Genomic DNA, 20050 nt, shown 5'->3' with positions numbered 1-20050 from the left:
CCCCGGTGGACCGGCGCTCCGGGATCATTAGGGTCGGTACATGACAGATTCCTATGTGGATCCGGGTACCCCTGACTGTCGCAGCGCGCTGCGGTACCTGTGGTGGCTGATCACCAGTCAGCGCCGACGGATCGCCGCCGGTGCGCTGCTCGGCAGTTTCTGGATGGTCTGCCTGACGCTGCCTCCCTACCTGCTGTCGCGCGCCATCGACGACGGGCTGGAGCCGGGGCAGTGGTCCGCACTGGCGGGCTGGGTAGCGGCGTTGCTGGGCGTGGGGGTGCTGAACGCGTGGCTGGCGATCATGCGGCACCGCACGATGACCAGGGTGCGGATGGACGCCGCCTTCCGGTCCGTGGCGGTCGTGGTCAGGCAGGCGACCGTGCTCGGCGGGGCGCTGCCGCGCCGGGTCACGGCCGGGGAGATCGTCACGATCGGGTTCCGCGATGTCGCCGTGATCTCCGGCACGCTGACCATCACCGGCCCCGGGGTCGGCGCGGTCCTCGCCTATGTCGTCGTGGCCGCGCTGCTGCTGACCGTTTCGCCGCTGCTCGCCGTGGTGGTGCTGCTCGGGGTACCGCTGCTCGCGGTGCTGGTCGGCCCACTGCTGTGGCGGTTGCAGGGCGTCGAGTCGGCGTACCGGGAGCAGCAGGGCGGGCTCGCCGCCCGTTTCGAGGACATCGTCGGGGGCCTGCGCGTCCTCAACGGCATCGGCGGCAAGGAGGCGTACGCCGAGCGCTACCGGCGCGGTTCGCGGGAGTTGCAGGCTCAGGGGTACCGCGTCGGCGGGGTGACCAGCTGGATCCAGGCCCTCGGTGTCGGCCTCCCCACCCTGTTCCTCGGTGTCGTGACCTGGCTGGCGGCCCGGATGGCCGCCCAAGGGACCATCACCGTGGGCGAGTTGGTCGCGGTCTACGGATACACGGCGGTGCTGGTGGTGCCGGTCTCGTTCTTCATCGAGGGCGGCTACGACCTCAGCCGCGGGCTGGTCGCCGCCCGCAGGGTCATCCGGTTCCTGGCCATGGAGCCCGATTCCGCGGGCGGGGAGGCGACTTCGCAGGGACCCGGGGCGCCGTCCACGCTCCGTGATCCGGAATCCGGCGTCGAGGTGGTGCCCGGCGGGCTGACCGCACTCGTCAGCGCCCGGCCGTCGGACTCCGCCGCGGTGGTCGACCGTCTCGGCCGGTTCGTGGAGTCCGCCGCGACCTGGGGCGGGATACGCCTCGACGAGATCGACCTGACGCGGGTTCGCCGGCGGATCCTGGTCGCGGACAACGAGGCCGATCTGTTCGCCGGACCGCTGCGCGAGGTGATCTGCGGCGCGCGGGACCGGGACGAGGAGACCATCGGCCGCGGCGTCCACGCGGCCATGGCGCAGGACATCGTCCGCGGTCTGCCGGACGGACTCGACTCGCCGGTCGACGCGCAGGGCCGCAACCTCTCCGGCGGACAGCGGCAGCGCGTCCGGCTGGTCCGGGCCCTGCTGGCCGATCCCGAGATACTCCTGGCGGTCGAGCCCACCTCGGCGGTCGACGCACACACCGAAGCGGCCGTCGCGGCCCGGCTGCACGCCGCACGCACCGGCCGCACGACGGTCGTCACCAGCACGTCGCCGCTCCTGCTGGACCGGGCGGACACCGTGTACTACCTGGTCGACGGCTCCGTCGTGGCCGTCGGCAGCCATCGTGAGCTCCTGGACGGGCAGCCCGGGTACCGCCGGCTGGTGTCCCGCGGTGTGGACGACGACGCCCCCGGCGGCTCGGCCGAAGGAACCGTCCCGCCGTCCCGGGAGGCCGTGCGATGACCGCGGACTCCCGGGCGACGGACCGGGCCCTGCCCGTCGCCGAACCGTTCCGGATACGCCGGGCCGCGCTCCGGCTGATCCGGCTGGACGGCCGCGCCTTCGCCGCCATGATCGGCCTCAACGCACTCGCCGCCGGTGCCGGACTCGTCGGCCCGTGGCTGCTCGGCCGCATCATCGACGAGGTCCGGGCGGGCGGCGGGGTGGCCGCGGTGGACCGCCTCGCACTCACCATCCTCGGCTTCGCCGTGGCGCAGCTCCTGCTGGTCCGCTACGCCGGTTACATCGGACACCGCTTCGGCGAGCGGACCCTGGCGCGCATCCGGGAGCAGTTCGCCGACCGGGCGCTCGCGCTGCCCGCAGCGGCCGTCGAGCGGGCCGGCACGGGCGACCTGATGACCCGCGGCACCACCGATGTCGCCGCGGTCGGCGCGACCCTCCGGGATGCCGGGCCCGAGGTCCTCGTCGCCGGGGTCCAGGCGCTGTTCATCCTCGGAGCGGTCTTCTTGCTCAACCCGTTGCTCGGCACGTGCGGGGTGCTGGGTCTGCTCGGGATCTGGTTCGCCGCCCGCTGGTACCTGCGCCGGGCGCTCACCGCGTACCTCGCCGAGGGAGCCGCCAACTCGGAGCTCGCGGAGCAGCTCGCGGCCACCGCCGCGGGAGCCCGCACCGTCGAGGCGCTGGGGCTGCAGCAGCGCCGCGTCGCGGCGTGCCGGAAGGGTATCGAGAAGTGCCGGAGCGCCCGGACCCGGACACTGTTCCTGCGCAGTGTGCTCTTCCCGGCCGTGGACATCTCCTACGTCATCCCCGTGGCCGGTGTCCTGCTGATCGGTGGCGTGCTGCACGACCAGGGCGCGATAAGTGTCGGCGCGGTCGTCGCCTCGGCCCTGTACCTGCGGCAGTTGTCCCAGCCCCTGGACGTCATCCTCCAGCAGATGGAGCAGCTCCAGAGCAGCAGTGCCTCCTTCGCGAGAGTGGAGGGTCTCGGCACGGCGGCGCAGGCACCGCAGGCCGCCTCTTGCGCGCCGGCCGACGACCGGATCGAAGTGGCCGGGGTGCGCTACGCCTACGACGACGGGGGCGACGTCCTGCACGGCGTCGACCTGACGGTCCGGCCCGGCGAGCGACTGGTGATCGTCGGCCCGTCAGGCGCGGGCAAGACCACGCTGGGCAGACTGCTGGCAGGCATGGACACACCGCGCACCGGCTCGGTGACGGTGGGCCGGGTCCCGGTCGCCGGCCTGGACCCCGACCGGCTGCGCCGGCACGTCGTCCTCGTCACCCAGGAGCACCACGTGTTCCTGGGCACGGTCCGGGAGAATCTGCGGATCGCCTCGGCCGGCGCCACCGACGCCGAACTGCACGCGGCACTCGCGGCCGTCGGCGCCGAGTGGGCCGATGAGCTGCCGAACGGCCTGGACACCGATCTGGGCCATGGCGGGCACCGGCCGGACGGGGCCCGGGCACAGCAGCTCGCCCTGGCGCGCGTGGTACTGGCCGACCCGCACACGCTGATACTCGACGAGGCCACCGCGCTCCTTGACCCGAGAACGGCCCGGCACACGGAGCGCGCGCTGGCCGCCGTCCTCGAAGGCCGGACCGTCATCGCCATCGCGCACCGTCTGCAGTCGGCGCACGATGCCGACCGGGTGGCCGTGATGGAGGACGGCCGGATCACCGAACTCGGTGCCCACGACGATCTCGTGGCGGCCGGGGGCGCGTACGCCGCGCTCTGGACCTCATGGCACGGCGAGCGGCAGGCCTCCTCCTGAACCGGCCCGACCGGGGCGGGCGACGCGTCAGTTCCCCTCCACGGCGAGGAACTCGGTGACCCACCGCGATGTGGCCCCGATCCCGCCGAAGGTGTAGAAGTGCAGCTTGAGAACGCCGTGGCGGCGGGCGTCGTAGCCGTCGGCCAGGGCACGGATGAAGCGGTCGGGGCCGGCCGTGCCCATCAGGTTGGTGAGCGAGAATCCGTACTTCTTCGCGATGGACGCGCTCGTGCCGACGCCGAAGCGCGCGGCGTACGTCATCAGCCGCTTGATCCCGGCGGGGCCGGGGACCCCGACGCGCACCGGTGCGTCGATGCCCCGTTTCCGCAGCGACTCGACCCAGGCGAGGACCGGGTCCGCGTCGAAGCCGAACTGGGTGATGACATCGCCGGACAGCCCCTGCCCGGCAAGGGCGGTGGTCTTGTCCTCGATCGCCGACCAGAGCACCTGTCCGGCGATGGAAGGGTGCCCCTCGGGGTAGCCGCCGATGCCGACGTGCCGTACACCGTACGACTGGAGGAGCCCGGAGCGGATGAGCGCGAGGGAGTCGTCGTAGGGGCCGTGAGGTGTGGCGGGGTCACCGCCGATGACGAGGACGTTGTCGGCTGTGCCGTCGGCGCGGAACGCGGCGAGGAGTTCCTCCAGTTCCGACCGGGAGCGCAGGCGGCGGGCCGATATGTGCGGGACCGGGGTGTACCCGAGCTGCCGGACGGCGCGGGCTGCGGCCAGCCGCACACCCAGGTCCTCGTTGCCGAGGAAGGTGACATTGATCCGGGTGCCGGCCGGGATGCGGTCGCGGGCCTCTTCGAGCCGGGGGACGTCCTTGCCCGTCATCTCCAGGGAGAAGTCCTCCAGCAGCGGGCCGACGGCTGGGGCAGAGGCCGTGGAGAGGGAATCCATGGTGCTCCTTGTTCGTGCGGTTCTCCCTTGGCTCCAGTCTGCCGGTAGGGGCGGGGACAGGACGCAGCGGTCCCGGGCACCGGCCGCGGGCCGGTGCGCGGGAGCTGCTTCCCGGCGCTGTGCCCGGTCGCGGGCAGCCGTCCGTCAGCCCGCGTGGGCCTGGGCGGCGGCGGGCTCACCGCTGGAGGAGGCGGTGACGGTGGAGGTGGACGTCCCGCGCGGGCGGCGCAGGAGTATCGCGGAGACCAGGGCGGCGAACAGCGTGAGAGCGGCGGCGACGATCAGGCAGAGGCGGAGGCCGTCGAGGAAGGCGTCGCCCACGGCGCCCAGGGCCTGACCGGTGCCGGCGCCCAGGGCCTGACCGGTGCCGGCGCCCAGGTTCATCCGGGCGACCGCGCCGAGACCGCCCTCCCGCGCGGTCTCGGCCATGCTCTGTCCGGCCGCTCCCGTGATCCCGGCGTCGGCGAGGTGCGCGGGGAAGGTATCGAGGGCGCGGGCGGTGAGGAGGGCCCCCAGGACGGCCGGGCCGAGTGCCGCGCCGACCTGCCGGAAGGCGTTGTTGCCTACCCTCACCCGGCGCCCCGACATCGCCTACGCGAGCATCGCCTCCGGCGGCTCGGAGATCATCTGCGTCATCCGCTCACCACTGGCCGCCCAGCGCGAGGACATGCTGTTCCAGCAGCTGCCCAGGTCCGCCGCGGTGCTCGACATGAGCATCGATCTACTCATCCACCCCTTCGACAGCCCCGGCGCGGCCGGGTGGACCGGCTACGGCGGGCACCTCACCCCCGAACAGGAACAAGTGCTGACCGGGGGCCCGTCCCCCGCCCCGGCCGGCCCTCTCCTGCCCCCGACCGCCGAGGATGTCCCGCTCCTCGACGCCCTCGCCGAGGACGGCCGTGCCTCGCACACGCAACTCGCCGGGCTCACCGGCTGGTCCAAGGGCCGCGTCGCCCGCCGGCTGGAGGCCCTGGAATCGTCCGGCACTCTCTCGTACGACATCGATCTGCTGCCCGAACGCCTCGGCTATCACCTCAACGCGACTCTCTGGCTGCGCGTCGCCCCTGCCCACCTGGAGCGCACCGGACAGGAGATCGCCCGGCACGAGGAGGTCGCGTTCGCCGGCGCCACCAGCGGCGACCACAACGTGCTGGCCATCGTCACCTGCCGGGACGCCGAGGCCTTCTACCGCTATCTGACCACCCGCCTCGCGGCCGTGCCCGGTGTCGACGCCTACGGGGTCAGCATCCGGGTCCGCCGCCTCAAGCAGGCCGCCTCCCTCATCGCCCACGGCCGCCTCGTGCATCCGGCGCCCGGCTAGACCGGGGGCCGGATGCGGGCCGCGTCAGATGAGGTTCATCGCGGCCGCGCCGCCCACTCCCCCGAGCACCATGAACACCGGCATCAGCACCTTGAGTTCCACCCAGCTGCCGGCCCGGAACCGCATGGCCTTCGGCGGGCCTATCGGGTACCAGCGCTTGCGGCCCACCGGGATCGGCCAGAGGATCGGGCAGCCGGAGACGGTCAGCGCATCGCCGATGTCATGGACGAGAGCGCCCAGCACGATCGGCAGCCCGAGCCAGAGGTACTCCTGGCCGGGGGCGTTGAAGAGCCAGTCCGAGCCGTTGCCCGGCTCGTCCAGGACGCCCGCGAGAATCCACGCGCTGGTCGCGCCGAGCAGCCACACCAGGACATCGCTGGAGACCCGGGCGGCCCGCCAGAGCAGACCCTCGACGGCGAGCACCAGGTGGACGAAGAGAATCCCCAGCACCGCCCACCGGCCGCCGGTGATCGCCGCGGCGGAGGCCCCGGCACCGATCAGGACCGCCCACAGCCAGGTGTGGGTCAGGGTCCGGTGGCCACCGTTGCGGTTCGAGTCGCCCCGCATCTTGGTGGCCTTGTAGACGGCGTGCGAGAGCGTGTCGACTATGTCGCAGAGGCCTCGGGAGACCGGCCCGAAGGCGCGCGAGATGGTCGCCGACTTGTGGTCGAGATCCGGTGCCAGTGCGGCGCCCGCGGTGATCAGCGCGCCGACGACCAGGACGGGCCACGGCATGGTGTGTCCCGCGGCTGCCGCAGCCGCGCCCACCCCCAGCCAGGCCGCAGCCCCTGACAGCGAGTGTGCCGGTCCCATCATGACTGTTTCCGCCCCCGTAGATAGTGACCAGGTATTGACAAAGTGTTGACAGCTGTCGCTGTGTCCGGGCTCGGGCCACCGTCGTTGTGGAGTGGCCGAGTTGAGAGGGAAGCGTATCGTCCGTGATCTTCGTGCGGTCGTCCGGTTCCCTCATCCGGGCGGAAGACAGGCAAGATGGGGGCGTGACCCTAATCGATCAGCTGCCCCCGACCGACGACCCCGACGCCCTCTTCGAGGCATTCTCGTCATGGACCGAGACGCAGGGCATCACCCTCTATCCCGCTCAGGAGGAGGCGCTGATCGAGGTGGTCTCCGGGGCCAACGTGATCCTTTCCACCCCCACCGGCTCCGGGAAGAGCCTGGTCGCGGCCGGTGCTCACTTCACTGCCCTGGCCCAGGACAAGGTCACCTTCTACACCGCGCCGATCAAGGCGCTGGTCTCGGAGAAGTTCTTCGACCTGTGCAAGCTGTTCGGCACGGAGAACGTCGGCATGCTCACCGGCGACGCCTCGGTCAACGCGGACGCCCCGGTGATCTGCTGCACGGCCGAGGTGCTGGCCTCCATCGCGCTGCGTGACGGGAAGTACGCGGACATCGGCCAGGTCGTGATGGACGAGTTCCACTTCTACGCGGAGCAGGACCGCGGCTGGGCCTGGCAGATCCCGATCCTGGAGCTGCCGCAGGCCCAGTTCATCCTGATGTCGGCCACCCTCGGCGACGTCAGGATGTTCGAGGAGGACCTGACCCGCCGCACCGGCCGCCCCACCTCCGTGGTGCGCTCGGCCACGCGCCCGGTCCCGCTCAGTTACGAGTACCGGCTGACGCCGATCACCGAGACCATCACCGAACTCCTGGACACCCGGCAGTCTCCCGTCTACATCGTGCACTTCACGCAGGCGGCGGCCGTCGAGCGGGCGCAGTCGCTGATGAGCATCAACATGTGCACCAAGGAGGAGAAGGAGAAGATCGCCGACCTGATCGGCAACTTCCGCTTCACCACCAAGTTCGGCCAGAACCTCTCCCGTTATGTGCGGCACGGCATCGGGGTGCACCACGCGGGCATGCTGCCGAAGTACCGCCGGCTCGTGGAGAAGCTCGCGCAGGCGGGTCTGCTGAAGGTGATCTGCGGTACCGACACGCTCGGCGTGGGCGTCAACGTCCCCATCCGCACGGTGCTGTTCACCGCGCTCACCAAGTACGACGGCACCCGGGTGCGTACGCTGCGCGCCCGTGAGTTCCACCAGATCGCGGGCCGGGCCGGGCGGGCGGGCTTCGACACGGCGGGCTTCGTCGTCGCGCAGGCCCCCGAGCACGTCGTCGAGAACGAGAAGGCGGTCAAGAAGGCCGGCGACGACCCGAAGAAGAAGCGCAAGGTCGTCCGGAAGAAGGCGCCCGAGGGCTTCGTGTCCTGGTCGGAGAGCACGTTCGACAAGCTGATCCAGTCCGATCCGGAGCCGCTGACCTCCCGTTTCCGGGTCACGCACACCATGCTGCTGTCGGTCATCGCGCGTCCCGGCAACGCCTTCGAGGCGATGCGGCACCTGCTGGAGGACAACCACGAGCCGCGCCGGGCGCAGCTGCGCCACATCCGCCGGGCGATCGCCATCTACCGCTCGCTGCTGGACGGCGGCGTGGTGGAGCGGCTCGACACCCCGGACGCGGAGGGCCGCATCGTGCGGCTCACCGTCGACCTCCAGCAGAACTTCGCGCTGAACCAGCCGCTGTCCACGTTCGCGCTCGCCGCGTTCGAGCTGCTGGACGCCGATTCGCCCTCGTACGCGCTGGACATGGTCTCGGTGGTGGAGTCGACGCTCGACGACCCGCGTCAGATCCTCGCCGCCCAGCAGAACAAGGCACGTGGTGCGGCGGTCGGGCAGATGAAGGCCGACGGCATCGAGTACGAGGAGCGGATGGAGCTCCTGCAGGAGGTCACGTACCCGAAACCGCTGAGCGAGCTGCTGTGGCACGCGTACGACGTCTACCGGCAGAGCCACCCGTGGGTGGGTGACCATCCGGTGTCGCCGAAGTCGGTGGTCCGTGACATGTACGAACGCGCCATGACGTTCACGGAGTTCACCTCGAACTACGAGCTGGCCCGGACCGAGGGCATCGTGCTGCGGTATCTCGCGGGCGCGTACAAGGCGCTGGAGCACACCATCCCGGACGACATCAAGTCCGAGGACCTGGAGGACCTCATCGCCTGGCTCGGCGAGATGGTCCGGCAGGTCGACTCCAGTCTGCTCGACGAGTGGGAGCAGCTCGCCAATCCCGAGGTGGAGACGGCCGAGCAGGCGCAGGAGCGGGCCGACGAGGTCAAGCCGGTCACGGCCAACGCCCGCGCCTTCCGGGTGCTGGTCCGCAACGCGATGTTCCGCCGGGTCGAGCTGGCCGCGCTGGACCGGGTCCGTGATCTCGGTGAGCTGGACGGCGACGCGGGCTGGGACGAGGACGCGTGGGGCGAGGCGATGGACGCGTACTGGGACGAGTACGAGGAGCTGGGCACCGGTCCGGACGCGCGCGGGCCGAAGCTGCTGAAGATCGACGAGGACGCCGAGCACGGGCTGTGGCGGGTCCGGCAGACGTTCGCCGACCCGAACGGCGACCATGACTGGGGCATCAGCGCCGAGGTCGATCTGGCCGCGTCCGACGAGGAGGGCCGGGCGGTCGTCCGGGTCACCTCCGTGGGTCAGTTGTGAGCGGGTGCGCGATGACGGCGCCGCGACGGGAGTGGAGACGAACAGCATGACGAACCCTGCCGAGCGCCTGGTCGACCTGCTCGACCTGGAGCGGATCGAGGTCAACATCTTCCGCGGCCGCAGCCCGCAGGAGTCCCTGCAGCGGGTCTTCGGCGGGCAGGTCGCCGGGCAGGCGCTGGTGGCGGCCGGCCGCACCACCGACGGGGACCGGCCGGTCCATTCGCTGCACGCCTACTTCCTGCGGCCGGGCCGTCCCGGGGTGCCGATCGTCTACGAGGTGGAGCGGATCAGGGACGGCCGGTCCTTCACCACCCGCCGGGTGACGGCCGTCCAGCAGGGGCGCACCATCTTCAGTCTGACGGCGTCCTTCCACCGGCCCGAGGAGGCGGGCATCGAGCACCAGCTGCCGCCGGCCCGTGAGGTGCCGGACCCGGAGGAGCTGCCGACCGTCGCCGAGGAGGTCCGTGAGCATCTCGGGACGCTTCCCGACGCGCTGGAGCGGATGGCGCGGCGCCAGCCGTTCGACATCCGTTACGTCGACCGGCTGCGCTGGACGCGGGAGGAGATCAGGGACGCGGACCCGCGCAGCGCGGTCTGGATGCGTGCGGTCGGCCCGCTCGGCGACGACCCGCTCGTCCACACGTGTGCGCTGACGTACGCGAGCGACATGACGCTGCTGGACGCGGTGCGGATCCCGGTGGAGCCGCTGTGGGGGCCGCGCGGCTTCGATTTGGCGAGCCTGGATCACGCCATGTGGTTCCACCGTCCGTTCCGGGCCGACGAGTGGTTCCTGTACGACCAGGAGTCGCCGGTGGCGACGGGCGGGCGTGGTCTGGCGCGCGGCCGGATCTACGACCGCGCGGGGAATCTGCTGGTGTCCGTGGTGCAGGAGGGGCTGTTCCGGCGGCTGGGCGAGCAGTCTTCCTGACAGCTCCGGCAGCTGAGCCGTCAGTGACGGCTCAGCTGCCGGAGCCTGCCCGACGGCTCAGGTGCCGGGCAGCGGGTCCTGCGCGACCTCGTGACGTCGGGTGCGGATGTCGGGCGGCGCCGGGTGCAGTTTGGCGTCGCAGGCGGGGCCGAGGCCGGTTCGGCGCGATGCCGTTCCGGTGAGCGGGCGTCCGCACAGTCGGCAGCGCACTTGACGGCGGCCGGTGGCCTTGGTGGTGCCGGGCAGCGGCTCGGTCTCGGTCGCGGTCGCGGGGGACGGTTCGAAGGACTCCACGGCCCGATCCTCTCAAGAACCCGGCTCTCGAACCGTCACCCCATGGCGGATACCGCTTGCGATGGATACCGCCTCGTTCGGCTGCCGCCGTGCCGTCAGGCGTTCTCCCGCATTCCGGGTCCCGCGCAGAGCGCCCAGATGATGAAGACGTCGATGGCGATGAGCACGATGGACCACAGCGGGTAGTACGGCAGCCACATGAAGTTGGCGAGCGCGCCGAGTCCGGCCAGGACGATACCGACGGCTCGTGCCCATGCCGCGCCGGTGAACAACGCGAAGCCGGCGAGGACGATCACGATGCCCAGGATGAGGTGGATCCAGCCCCAGCCGGTCAGGTCGAACTGGAAGACGTAGTTGCGCGTGGTGACGAAGACGTCGTCCTTGGCGATGGCCGAGATCCCCTGGAAGATCGCCATGATCCCGCCGAAGATCATCAGAACCGCGGCGAAGACGGTCCATCCCGTCTCGAAGGGATGTCGTGAGTTCGGGGCGGTGCGGTGTGCCGCTCGCGGTTGGCTGCCGGTACTGGCCATGTCGGCCTCCTCGGGTAGCAGAGCCGTCCGGCTGGGCCCGACAGGCCCGGCCGGACCTTCCCCCGGTGCCAAGCGTGTCATGAGAGCAGCCGACCGGCACGACGACGGAATCCCCGGACGGGAACCCCAGCCAGGTTTTCTCGAAATGGAGATAGGATCTCTGCTGTGAGAGACGTGGAGGGCGCCGAGCCCGGCACCGTCGATGCCAGGCTCGCGGCACGGCTGGGCGAGCTCCGCACCGAGCGCGGCTGGTCGCTGGAGGAGCTGGCGCAGCGTACGGGGGTGAGCCGCTCGACGCTCTCACGGCTGGAGCGCGGCGAGCTGAGTCCGACCGCCGCCCTGCTCGGCCGGCTGTGCACCGTCCACGGGCGGACCATGTCGCGGCTGCTGCTGGAGGTGGAGGCGGAACCACCGCGGCTGGTGCCCGCCGGGCAGCAGACGGTGTGGCGGGACGAGGAGGCCGGCTTCGTGCGCCGGTCGGTCTCACCGCCGCATGCCGGACTGCGCGCGGAGGTCATCGAGGGGGCACTCGACGCGGGTGCCACGATCGCGTACGAGAACCCGCCCGTCCCCGGCCTGGAGCAGCACATCTGGGTCCTGGAGGGAGCGGTCGAGATCACCGTCGACGACACCGTGCACACCGTCCGTACCGGCGACTGTCTGCGATTCCGGCTCCGCGGCCCTTCGCGTTTCCACTGTCCGGGCCCGGCAAGGGTCCGGTACGCACTGATGATCGTTCTGCCGTGAAAGGACCTGCCGCATGACCGAGATCGTCCAGGTGTCCGGACCCGAACTGGTCACCTACGCCGATGAGCTGGCCGCGCTCCTGGTGGAGACCGTTGACGGCGGGTCCTCCGTGGGATTCCTCGCGCCGCTGGACCGGGGCGCCGCAGCCTGCTGGTGGCGGGAGCGGGCCGAGTCCGTGGCTGCCGGGCACCATCAGGTCTGGATCGCCCGGGACGGTGAGCGGATCGCCGGGACCATCGGTCTGGTCCGGGCACTGCTGCCGAACGCCCGCCATCGCGCGGAGGTCGCCAAGCTGATGGTCCGTCCGTCGGCGCAGGGCCGGGGTCTCGGCCGCTCGTTGCTGGACGCGGTCGAGCACTCGGCGGCCGATGCCGGCGTCACACTGCTCGTCCTGGACACCGAGAGCGGCAGTCCTGCCGAGCGGCTCTACCGCTCGGCGGGCTGGACCGAGTGCGGGTCCGTCCCGGACTACGCCGGTGACCCGGCGGGTGTTCTCAAGCCGACCACTCTCTACTACAAGGCGGTCGGCCCGGGCGGGACCCCGCCGGCTCGGTCGGCTAGCCCGTCGACGTCCTTGTAGGCGACGAGGGCCGCCGCGGTTCCGGCGCGCAGCGCGCCCGTCACGGTCATGCCGCGGTCCACGAGTGCCCCGGCTCACTCAGGCCGGTGCCGTGCTCGGCGATGCCGTCCGCCGGACCCGGATGGCCGGGCGATCGGCTTCGCGGCGATGAACCTGTGGGCATAAGGGGGGACCTGGGGGCGTAAGAATGGTTGTGGAAGCCACTTACGAGGAGAGCCTCATGACGCTGTACGACATCCCGCTCCACACCCTGACCGGCGAGCCGACCACGCTGGGCGCCTATCGGGGGCAGGCCGTTCTGCTGGTGAACGTTGCCTCCAAGTGCGGGCTGACTCCGCAGTACGCCGGCCTGGAGCGGCTCCAGAAGACGTACGGGGACCGGGGGTTCACCGTGCTCGGCGTGCCGTGCAACCAGTTCGCCGGCCAGGAGCCGGGAAGCTCGGAGGAGATCCAGGCGTTCTGCTCCGCGACGTACGGGGTGAGTTTCCCGCTGCTGGCGAAGACGGACGTCAACGGCGCGGGCCGACACCCGCTCTACGCGGAACTGGTGCGGCTCGCGGACGCGGACGGCGAGGCCGGTGACATCAAGTGGAACTTCGAGAAGTTCCTGATCTCCCCGGCGGGCGAGCCGGTCGCCCGGATCCGTCCCGGTACGGAGCCCGAGGCCCCGGAGCTCGTCACGGCCATCGAGGCCCAGCTCCCCGCCTGACAGCAGCTGTCGGGTGGTCTGCGAACCGGTGATCGCCGGTCACCCGGCAGCCTCTCAGGCGTGGCTGAGCAGGAGTGAGCCCTTGGGGTAGGCGACACCGCCGCTCACATTCGCCACCTGAATGCTCACGGGTGTGCCTTCCTTGATGTTGCCGCTCTTCCACGGGCTGCAGTACGGCGAGTCGTGACCGCGCGTGCTCGCGGTCCGGTCCCAGGTTCCGTCGCGGCCGATGTCGAGCTTCACCTCGATCCCCCAGCCGTCCGCCGTCGTGTCACAGGCGCGGATCGAGTCGCCGGGGATGCCGCCGTAGGGGTCGGGGTTCCATTCACCGTGACCGCCGAAGGTCGCCTCGATCGGCTTCGGCGCGGCGGGGGCCGTGCCCTGCGCGGCGATGACCAGCCCGAACGCGGCGGCGGCAGCGGCCACGGCGCGCCCCGCGGTGAACTTCGGCATGGGTTGGTCTTCTCCGTCAGCCGGTCATGATCTTCACGGGAAATCTACAGGGGCACGGCAAGCACACCACACCATCCGGCCGACACAACGGACAGGCCCCTGTTTCCCGCCGGTGCGGCGGGAAACAGGGGCCTGGGACGTACGGACCGGAGCCGTCAGCGGATGGGCATCCCGGAGAGCGTGCGGGCGATCACCAGGCGCTGGATCTCGCTCGTACCCTCGAAGATCGTGTAGATCGCGGCATCCCGGTGCATGCGCTCCACCGGGTACTCACGGGTGAAGCCGTTGCCGCCGAGGATCTGGATGGCCTGCGCGGTGACCTTCTTGGCGGTCTCGCTCGCGTACAGCTTGGACATGGAGCCCTCGGCGGACTCGAACGGCTTGCCGGCGGCTGCCATCCAGGAGGCGCGCCAGACCAGCAGCCGGGCCGCGTCGATCTGGGTGCGCATGTCGGCGAGCTGGAAGGCGACGCCCTGGTTGTCGATGATCGGGCGGCCGAACTGGGTCCGGGTCTTCGCGTAGTCGAGCGCGACCTCGTACGCGGCACGGGCGGTGCCGACCGCCATCGCGCCGACGGCCGGGCGGGACGCCTCGAACGTGGCCATCGCGGCGTTTTTCACACGCTCGCCATCACCGGAGGCGGCGCGCTCGTGGGCCCGCGCGAGGCGCTGGTCGAGCTTCTCCTTGCCGCCGAGCAGGCAGTGCCCCGGTACGCGCACGTCCTCCAGGACGACTTCGGCGGTGTGCGAGGCCCGGATGCCATGCTTCTTGAACTTCTGGCCCTGGGAGAGTCCGGGGGTGTCCGGCGGAACGATGAAGGAAGCGTGCCCCTTCGAGCCGACCTCCGCGTCGACGACCGCGACCACGACATGGACGTTGGCGATTCCGCCGTTGGTCGCCCACGTCTTGGTGCCGTTGAGCACCCACTCGTCCTTGGCCTGGTCGTAGACGGCGCGGGTGCGCATCGAGGCGACGTCGGAGCCGGCGTCGGGCTCGGAGGAGCAGAAGGCGGCGACCTTCACGTCGTTCGCGTCGCCGTACATCTGCGGGATCCAGGTGCCGATCTGTTCCTCGGTGCCGTTGGCGAGGACGCCGACGGCCGCCAGGCCCGTGCCGACGATCGACAGGGCGATGCCCGCGTCGCCCCAGAACAGCTCCTCCATCGCCATCGGGATGCCGAGGCCGGTCGGGTCGAAGAACTGCTGGGCATAGAAGTCGAGCGAGTAGATGCCGACCTTGGCCGCCTCCTGAATGACGGGCCAGGGCGTTTCCTCACGCTCGTCCCACTCCGAAGCGGCCGGACGGATCACATCCGCGGCGAAGCCGTGAAGCCAGTCACGGACCTGCTTCTGGTCGTCGTTGAGCTCGAGCGTGAACTCGGCCATTTTCCCCTCCACGTACTGCCGTCAAAAGTCATTCGTTACTTGCGGTAACAACAGTCTGTTACCGGCAAGTAGCCTCTGTCAACCGGTCGGCCGCCTATCCGCGCACCACTGAGCAGGGTGTTACGTTGCGCAGGCAGGACGTACAAGCAAGGCCAGGGGTGGGAGAAACCGCATGGAGACCACACGACAGGCCGAGCGACAGCGCACCGCGGCCGAGCGCCGCCGCCGCGAGCTGCTCGAGGCCGCCGACCGCGTGGTGCTCAGGGACGGCCCCGGAGCCTCGATGAACGCCATCGCGGCGGAGGCCGGGATCACCAAGCCCATTCTCTACCGGCACTTCGGCGACAAGGGCGGTCTCTACCGCGCCCTGGCCAAGCGGCACACCGACGCGCTGCTCAGCGCGCTCCGGGCCGCACTCGACGCCCCTGCCGAGCGCCGCGCCCGGGTCGAGGCGACACTCGACACCTACCTCGCCGCGATCGAGGCCCGCCCGCAGGTCTACCGGTTCCTGATGCACCCGTCCGACGACGCGGTGCCGTCACCCGAGCAGGGCTTCGACGTGGGACGCCACTCGGCCCCGCTGCTGCGCCGGCTCGGCGAGGAGCTCGCCACGGTGATCGCCGAGCGGGTGGACCTCGGGCCGGACAGCCAGGTCATGGCCCGGATCTGGGGCCACGGCATCGTCGGCATGATGCATGCGGCGGGCGACTGGTGGCTGGGTGAACGCCCCTGCTCACGAGCTCAGTTGGTGAGCAGCCTGGCCGATCTCTTGTGGGGCAGGCTGGCCGGGGCGGGCGACCGCCCCGGCGGACCCGGGTTCTGAACGCCGCTGCCCGGTCAGCCGGTACGCCCCCAGGGCGCCCGGCGGGCCGCGCGCAGGGCGCGCGCCCTGCGCAGCCCGGTCAGCCGGTCGGTGTAGACGGTGCCGTCGAGATGGTCGCACTCGTGCTGGAGGCAGCGGGCGAAGAAGCCGGTGCCGCTGATCCGAACCGGCTCGCCCTCGACCGTCACCCCCTCGACGACCGCGTGGTCGAAGCGAGGCGTGCCGGCCTCGATGCCCGGCAGCGAGAGACAGCCCTCCGGGCCACGCATGGAGATGCCGTCCGCCTCGACGAGGGTGGGGTTGACGAGGTGTCCCAGATGGCGGACGTCCTCGTCGTCGGGGCAGTCGTAGACGAACACCCGCAGGGGAACGCCGATCTGGTTGGCCGCCAGCCCGACGCCCTGCGCCTCGTACATCGTGGCGTACATGTCCTCGACCAACTGGGCGAGCGAGGGCCCGAAGTCGGTGACCGGGTCGCACGCGCTGTGCAGCACTGGGTCGCCGAGCAGGCTCATGGCCCGGACGAGTCCGGAACTGCCGGGGATCGGGCGGTTTCGCATGGCCGCCATCGTACGTTCCCGCGGAACGTCGTGCACACAGCTGTCACCTGCGGAAATGTGGCTCTCCCGCGGGCCGGCCGGTCGCGGTGGAAAGACCGTGACACTCCCTCAGGAACTCCGGCGCACGACCGCGGTCATGCCGTGGTCGCCGGGGAACCGATTTCGGTCACGCCACATGGAGCCCCTTGCCGAAACCCTGGACTTCGGGTGCATACACGCACCCCACGGGAGGTATGGGGCGGTATGACGAGAGTTGATGACGAGAGGCAATGACCGCGCAGGTTTGTCGGCACTACCCGGCACGAAAAAGCCGGGCACCGACCCCGAACGACCGAACCGCTTCTGACCTGCATGTTTGCCAGATCGGCGACGTGGTGTTATTTGGTCCGCCACATGTTCCACGGTAACTCCACGGCCCGGACGGTGCCGCCGTGCCTCCGCCGCGCCGGACATCGATAGGCTGGGCAAGGACCGATGCAAGGAGGATCTAGGACGATGGCAGGCAACACGGAGCCGTTGTCGCCGCGGGCCAAGCTGGCCGTGACGGCGGGCAAGGCCGCTGCGGCGGTGTCGCGGGCAGCCGGGCGAGGCAGCGGATCGGTGATCGGCGGCCGGGTGGCGCTCAAGCTCGACCCCGACCTGCTCGGGCGGCTGGCACAGCACCTGGACGTGATCCTGGTGTCGGCGACGAACGGCAAGACGACCACGACCCGGCTGATCGCCGAGGCACTGCGAGCTGCGGGCCCGGTCGTGTCGAACGCGCTCGGCGCCAACATGCCCGCGGGCATCACCTCGGCCCTGGCCGGCGGCTCGGACGCGCAGTACGGCGTGATCGAGGTGGACGAGAAGTACCTCGCGGGCGTCGCCCGCGACACGACGCCCAAGGTGATCGCGCTGCTCAACCTCTCCCGCGACCAGTTGGACCGGGCCGCCGAGACCCGGATGCTCGCCGAGAAGTGGCGCGAGGGACTGTCCGGGTCGAAGGCCGTGATCATCGCGAACGCCGACGACCCGCTGATCGTCTGGGCGGCGTCCTCCTCCCCCAACGTGGTGTGGGTCGCGGCCGGACAGGCGTGGAAGGACGACGCCTGGTCCTGCCCGTCCTGCGGCGGTGTGATGCAGCGCCCCGGCGACGACTGGTTCTGCGGCGAGTGCGGTTTCCGCCGCCCGCCGCCCAGCTGGGTGCTGCACGGTGACTACGTGCTGGACCCGCACGGTTCGGCCTGGCCGATCCACCTCCAGCTGCCCGGCCGCGCCAACAAGGCCAACGCCACCAGTTCGGCCGCCGTGGCAGCCGTCTTCGGGGTGCCGCCGCAGGTCGCCCTGGAGCGGATGTACCACGTGCAGGCCGTCGCGGGCCGCTACGACGTGGTCACCTTCCTCGACCGTGAGCTGCGGCTCCTGCTGGCGAAGAACCCGGCGGGCTGGCTGGAGACGTTCTCGTTGATCGACCCGCCGCCCACACCGGTGATCCTCTCCGTCAACGCCCGTGGCGCCGACGGCACGGACACCTCCTGGCTGTGGGACGTGGACTACACCCAGCTCGCGGGTCACCCGATCTTCGTGCTCGGCGACCGCAAGCTGGACCTCGCGGTCCGCCTGGAGGTGGCCGGTCTCGACTTCCGCGTCTGCGAGAACCTCGACGAGGCCGTGCAGCAGGCACCGCCCGGCCGTATCGAGGTCATCGCCAACTACACCGCCTTCCAGGATCTGCGCCGTCGTGTCGGCAACTGACCCCGGCGCCGGCCCCCTCCGGAGAGGACGAAGCATGAGCAACAACAGCCTGCGGCTGGTGTGGGTCTACCCGGACCTGCTGAGCACCTACGGCGACCAGGGCAACACGCTGGTGGTGGAGCGCCGGGCCCATCAGCGCGGTCTCAATGTCTCGCGCGTCGACGTGCGCAGCGACCAGCCCGTTCCCACGTCGGGCGACATCTATCTGATCGGCGGCGGTGAGGACCGTCCGCAGCGGCTCGCCGCGGAACGGCTGCGCCGCGACGGCGGTCTCAGCCGGGCCGCGTCCAACGGCGCGATCATCTTCTCGGTCTGTGCCGGTTACCAGATCCTCGGCCACGAGTTCGTCAACGACCTCGGTGAGCGCGAGCAGGGTCTCGGACTGCTCGACGTGGTCTCCACCCGCGGCGAGGGCGACCGGTGCGTCGGCGACGTACTCGCGGACATCGACCCGCACCTCGGGCTGCCGCCGCTGACCGGTTTCGAGAACCACCAGGGCGTCACCCATCTCGGCCCTACGGCACGCCCGTTCGCCCGGGTGCAGTTCGGCCGGGGCAACGGCACCGGGGACGGCACCGAGGGCGCGTACAACGACACCGTCTTCGGTACGTACATGCACGGGCCCGTGATGGCCCGCAACCCGCTGATCGCGGACCTGCTGCTGAAGCTGGCCCTCGATGTGAACGCGCTGCCGCCGACCGACGACCGCTGGTACGAGGCGCTGCGCGCCGAGCGGATCGCCTCGGCCACGCAGCCCGCCTGATGAGGCGAATTTCGCTCAGCTGAGCGGAGTCCAGCAGGCGGACGCCCGGTTCGGTCCCGCCACCCTGCGCCGGTAGGGTGGCGGGATTCCAGCCGGACGACGTGGTCCGGTCGTCGGTCCACGTTGCAAAGGTTTCCCGGGCAATGCGAATTGGTGTGCTCACCTCCGGCGGCGACTGCCCCGGCCTCAATGCGGTCATCCGTTCCGTCGTCCACCGTGCGGTGGTCGACCACGGTGACGAGGTCATCGGCTTCCACGACGGGTGGCGGGGCCTCCTGGAGTGCGACTACCGCAAGCTCGACCTCGACGCGGTCGGCGGCATCCTCGCTCGCGGCGGCACGATCCTCGGCTCCTCCCGGGTCCAGCCCGCACACCTGCGCGGCGGCGTGGAGCAGGCCAGGGGCCACGTGGCCGACCTCGGTCTCGACGCGATCATCCCGATCGGCGGCGAGGGCACCCTCAAGGCGGCCAGCCTGCTGTCCGAGGCGGGGCTGCCGATCGTCGGCGTACCGAAGACGATCGACAACGACATCGCGTCCACGGACGTGACCTTCGGCTTCGACACCGCGGTGGGTGTGGCCACCGAGGCCCTCGACCGGCTGAAGACCACCGCCGAGTCCCACCAGCGGGTCATGATCGTCGAGGTCATGGGCCGTCACACCGGATGGATCGCCCTGCACTCGGGCATGGCGGCCGGCGCGCACGCCATCGTCGTCCCCGAGCGCCCCTTCGACATCGACGAGCTGACCGAGCTGGTCGGCCGGCGTTTCTCGGCCGGCAAGAAGTTCGCGATCGTCGTGGTCGCCGAGGGTGCGAAGCCGCGCGCGGACTCCATGGCGTTCAACACCGGGGTGAAGGACATCTACGGTCACGAGCGCTTCGCGGGCGTGGCCACCCAGCTCTCCATCGAGCTGGAGCAGCGCCTCGGCAAGGAGGCCCGCCCGGTGATCCTCGGCCACGTGCAGCGCGGCGGAACGCCGACCGCGTACGACCGGGTCCTCGCCACCCGCTTCGGCTGGCACGCGGTGGAGGCGGCGCACCGCGGCGAGTTCGGCATGATGACGGCGCTGCGCGGCACGGACATCACCATGGTTCCGCTCGCGGACGCCGTGGAGACCCTGAAGACGGTCCCGGCCGAGCGGTACGCCGAGGCCGAGTGCGTGCTCTGAGCGCCGAGCGCGTGCCCTGAGCGACACCATCACCTGAAGACTGCCCCCGGCCGCGAACACGGCCGGGGG

20 protein-coding genes are annotated in these 20050 nt (G+C 70.9%); 12 read left to right on the top strand and 8 right to left on the bottom strand.

The genetic code is table 11. The annotated features are described in order from the left end of the window. Positions 1-40 precede the first annotated feature (40 nt). Positions 41-1801: an ABC transporter transmembrane domain-containing protein gene (locus FHX80_RS29855; protein ID WP_145767606.1), complete on the top strand. Its 1761-nt coding sequence runs from the start codon at positions 41-43 to the stop codon at positions 1799-1801. Further along, on the top strand, positions 1798-3570 hold the full coding sequence (locus tag FHX80_RS29850; RefSeq protein ID WP_145767605.1) for an ABC transporter ATP-binding protein: 1773 nt from the start codon (positions 1798-1800) through the stop codon (positions 3568-3570). Before FHX80_RS29855 ends, FHX80_RS29850 begins: the two co-directional genes overlap by 4 nt. Positions 3571-3597: 27 nt before the next feature. On the opposite strand, the gene FHX80_RS29845 is transcribed toward FHX80_RS29850, so the two are convergent. Both FHX80_RS29845 and FHX80_RS29840 read right to left on the bottom strand, forming a co-directional pair. Next, a complete protein-coding gene (locus FHX80_RS29845) occupies positions 3598-4470 on the bottom strand; it encodes a methylenetetrahydrofolate reductase (RefSeq protein ID WP_145767604.1) in 873 nt (290 codons plus the stop codon). A gap of 144 nt (positions 4471-4614) precedes the next feature. Further along, a complete protein-coding gene (locus FHX80_RS29840; RefSeq protein ID WP_244318666.1) occupies positions 4615-5043 on the bottom strand; it encodes a hypothetical protein in 429 nt (142 codons plus the stop codon). Between FHX80_RS29840 and FHX80_RS29835 the strand changes: the two genes are divergently transcribed. After that, positions 5030-5791 carry an Lrp/AsnC family transcriptional regulator gene (locus FHX80_RS29835; protein ID WP_244318665.1) on the top strand — a complete coding sequence of 254 codons (762 nt, stop codon included), beginning with the start codon at positions 5030-5032 and terminating at the stop codon, positions 5789-5791. The genes FHX80_RS29840 and FHX80_RS29835 overlap by 14 nt on opposite strands. Before the next feature lie 24 nt (positions 5792-5815). Here FHX80_RS29835 and FHX80_RS29830 read toward each other — a convergent pair whose 3' ends face one another. Continuing rightward, positions 5816-6607: a metal-dependent hydrolase gene (locus FHX80_RS29830; RefSeq protein WP_145767603.1), complete on the bottom strand. Its 792-nt coding sequence runs from the start codon at positions 6605-6607 to the stop codon at positions 5816-5818. A gap of 182 nt (positions 6608-6789) precedes the next feature. Between FHX80_RS29830 and FHX80_RS29825 the strand changes: the two genes are divergently transcribed. After that, a complete protein-coding gene (locus FHX80_RS29825; protein ID WP_145767602.1) occupies positions 6790-9303 on the top strand; it encodes a DEAD/DEAH box helicase in 2514 nt (837 codons plus the stop codon). 46 nt (positions 9304-9349) lie between these two features. Next, the gene (locus FHX80_RS29820; RefSeq protein WP_145767601.1) at positions 9350-10231 is read left to right on the top strand and encodes an acyl-CoA thioesterase; all 882 of its coding nucleotides are present in this window, start codon (positions 9350-9352) and stop codon (positions 10229-10231) included. A gap of 57 nt (positions 10232-10288) precedes the next feature. Here the strand turns inward: FHX80_RS29820 and FHX80_RS29815 are convergent, their stop codons facing one another. Further along, positions 10289-10477 carry a DUF6011 domain-containing protein gene (locus FHX80_RS29815; protein WP_244318741.1) on the bottom strand — a complete coding sequence of 63 codons (189 nt, stop codon included), beginning with the start codon at positions 10475-10477 and terminating at the stop codon, positions 10289-10291. Positions 10478-10620: 143 nt separating this feature from the next. Then, complete coding sequence (locus FHX80_RS29810) at positions 10621-11058, bottom strand: DUF7144 family membrane protein (RefSeq protein WP_145767599.1); 438 nt, start codon at positions 11056-11058, stop codon at positions 10621-10623. Positions 11059-11223: 165 nt separating this feature from the next. Here FHX80_RS29810 and FHX80_RS29805 point away from each other — a divergent pair, with 165 nt between their 5' ends. The 3 genes from FHX80_RS29805 (at position 11224) to FHX80_RS29795 (ending at position 13094) form a co-directional block, all read left to right on the top strand. After that, positions 11224-11805, top strand: coding sequence for a helix-turn-helix domain-containing protein (locus FHX80_RS29805; RefSeq protein WP_167523772.1), 582 nt, complete (start codon positions 11224-11226; stop codon positions 11803-11805). A 13-nt stretch (positions 11806-11818) separates the two neighbouring features. Further along, positions 11819-12385, top strand: a complete 567-nt coding sequence (locus tag FHX80_RS29800; protein WP_145767598.1) for a GNAT family N-acetyltransferase — start codon at positions 11819-11821, stop codon at positions 12383-12385. A 220-nt stretch (positions 12386-12605) separates the two neighbouring features. Then, positions 12606-13094, top strand: coding sequence for a glutathione peroxidase (locus FHX80_RS29795; protein WP_145767597.1), 489 nt, complete (start codon positions 12606-12608; stop codon positions 13092-13094). A gap of 54 nt (positions 13095-13148) precedes the next feature. Here FHX80_RS29795 and FHX80_RS29790 read toward each other — a convergent pair whose 3' ends face one another. Next, a complete protein-coding gene (locus FHX80_RS29790) occupies positions 13149-13547 on the bottom strand; it encodes a hypothetical protein (protein ID WP_145767596.1) in 399 nt (132 codons plus the stop codon). 155 nt (positions 13548-13702) lie between these two features. Then, the gene (locus tag FHX80_RS29785) at positions 13703-14932 is read right to left on the bottom strand and encodes an acyl-CoA dehydrogenase family protein (RefSeq protein WP_145767595.1); all 1230 of its coding nucleotides are present in this window, start codon (positions 14930-14932) and stop codon (positions 13703-13705) included. A 172-nt stretch (positions 14933-15104) separates the two neighbouring features. Here FHX80_RS29785 and FHX80_RS29780 point away from each other — a divergent pair, with 172 nt between their 5' ends. Then, a complete protein-coding gene (locus FHX80_RS29780) occupies positions 15105-15755 on the top strand; it encodes a TetR/AcrR family transcriptional regulator (protein WP_145767594.1) in 651 nt (216 codons plus the stop codon). Positions 15756-15769: 14 nt separating this feature from the next. Here FHX80_RS29780 and def read toward each other — a convergent pair whose 3' ends face one another. Beyond that, positions 15770-16324 (bottom strand): peptide deformylase, encoded by a 555-nt coding sequence (gene def, locus FHX80_RS29775; protein WP_145767593.1) that lies wholly within the window; start codon positions 16322-16324, stop codon positions 15770-15772. Positions 16325-16810: 486 nt separating this feature from the next. On the opposite strand from def, the gene FHX80_RS29770 reads away from it, so the two are divergent. The 3 genes from FHX80_RS29770 to FHX80_RS29760 all read left to right on the top strand — a co-directional run bounded on the left by FHX80_RS29770 (position 16811) and on the right by FHX80_RS29760 (position 19981). Then, complete coding sequence (locus tag FHX80_RS29770; protein ID WP_145767592.1) at positions 16811-18049, top strand: Mur ligase family protein; 1239 nt, start codon at positions 16811-16813, stop codon at positions 18047-18049. Positions 18050-18083: 34 nt separating this feature from the next. Beyond that, a complete protein-coding gene (locus FHX80_RS29765) occupies positions 18084-18812 on the top strand; it encodes a type 1 glutamine amidotransferase (protein ID WP_145767591.1) in 729 nt (242 codons plus the stop codon). Positions 18813-18955: 143 nt separating this feature from the next. After that, complete coding sequence (locus FHX80_RS29760; protein WP_145767590.1) at positions 18956-19981, top strand: 6-phosphofructokinase; 1026 nt, start codon at positions 18956-18958, stop codon at positions 19979-19981. The last annotated feature ends 69 nt before the right edge of the window (positions 19982-20050 follow it).

The organism is Streptomyces brevispora, assembly GCF_007829885.1.
GTDB classification, from domain to species: domain Bacteria; phylum Actinomycetota; class Actinomycetes; order Streptomycetales; family Streptomycetaceae; genus Streptomyces; species Streptomyces brevispora.
The sequence above is the reverse complement of the archived record's forward strand: the minus strand, read 5'-3'. Positions and strand labels throughout refer to the sequence as shown.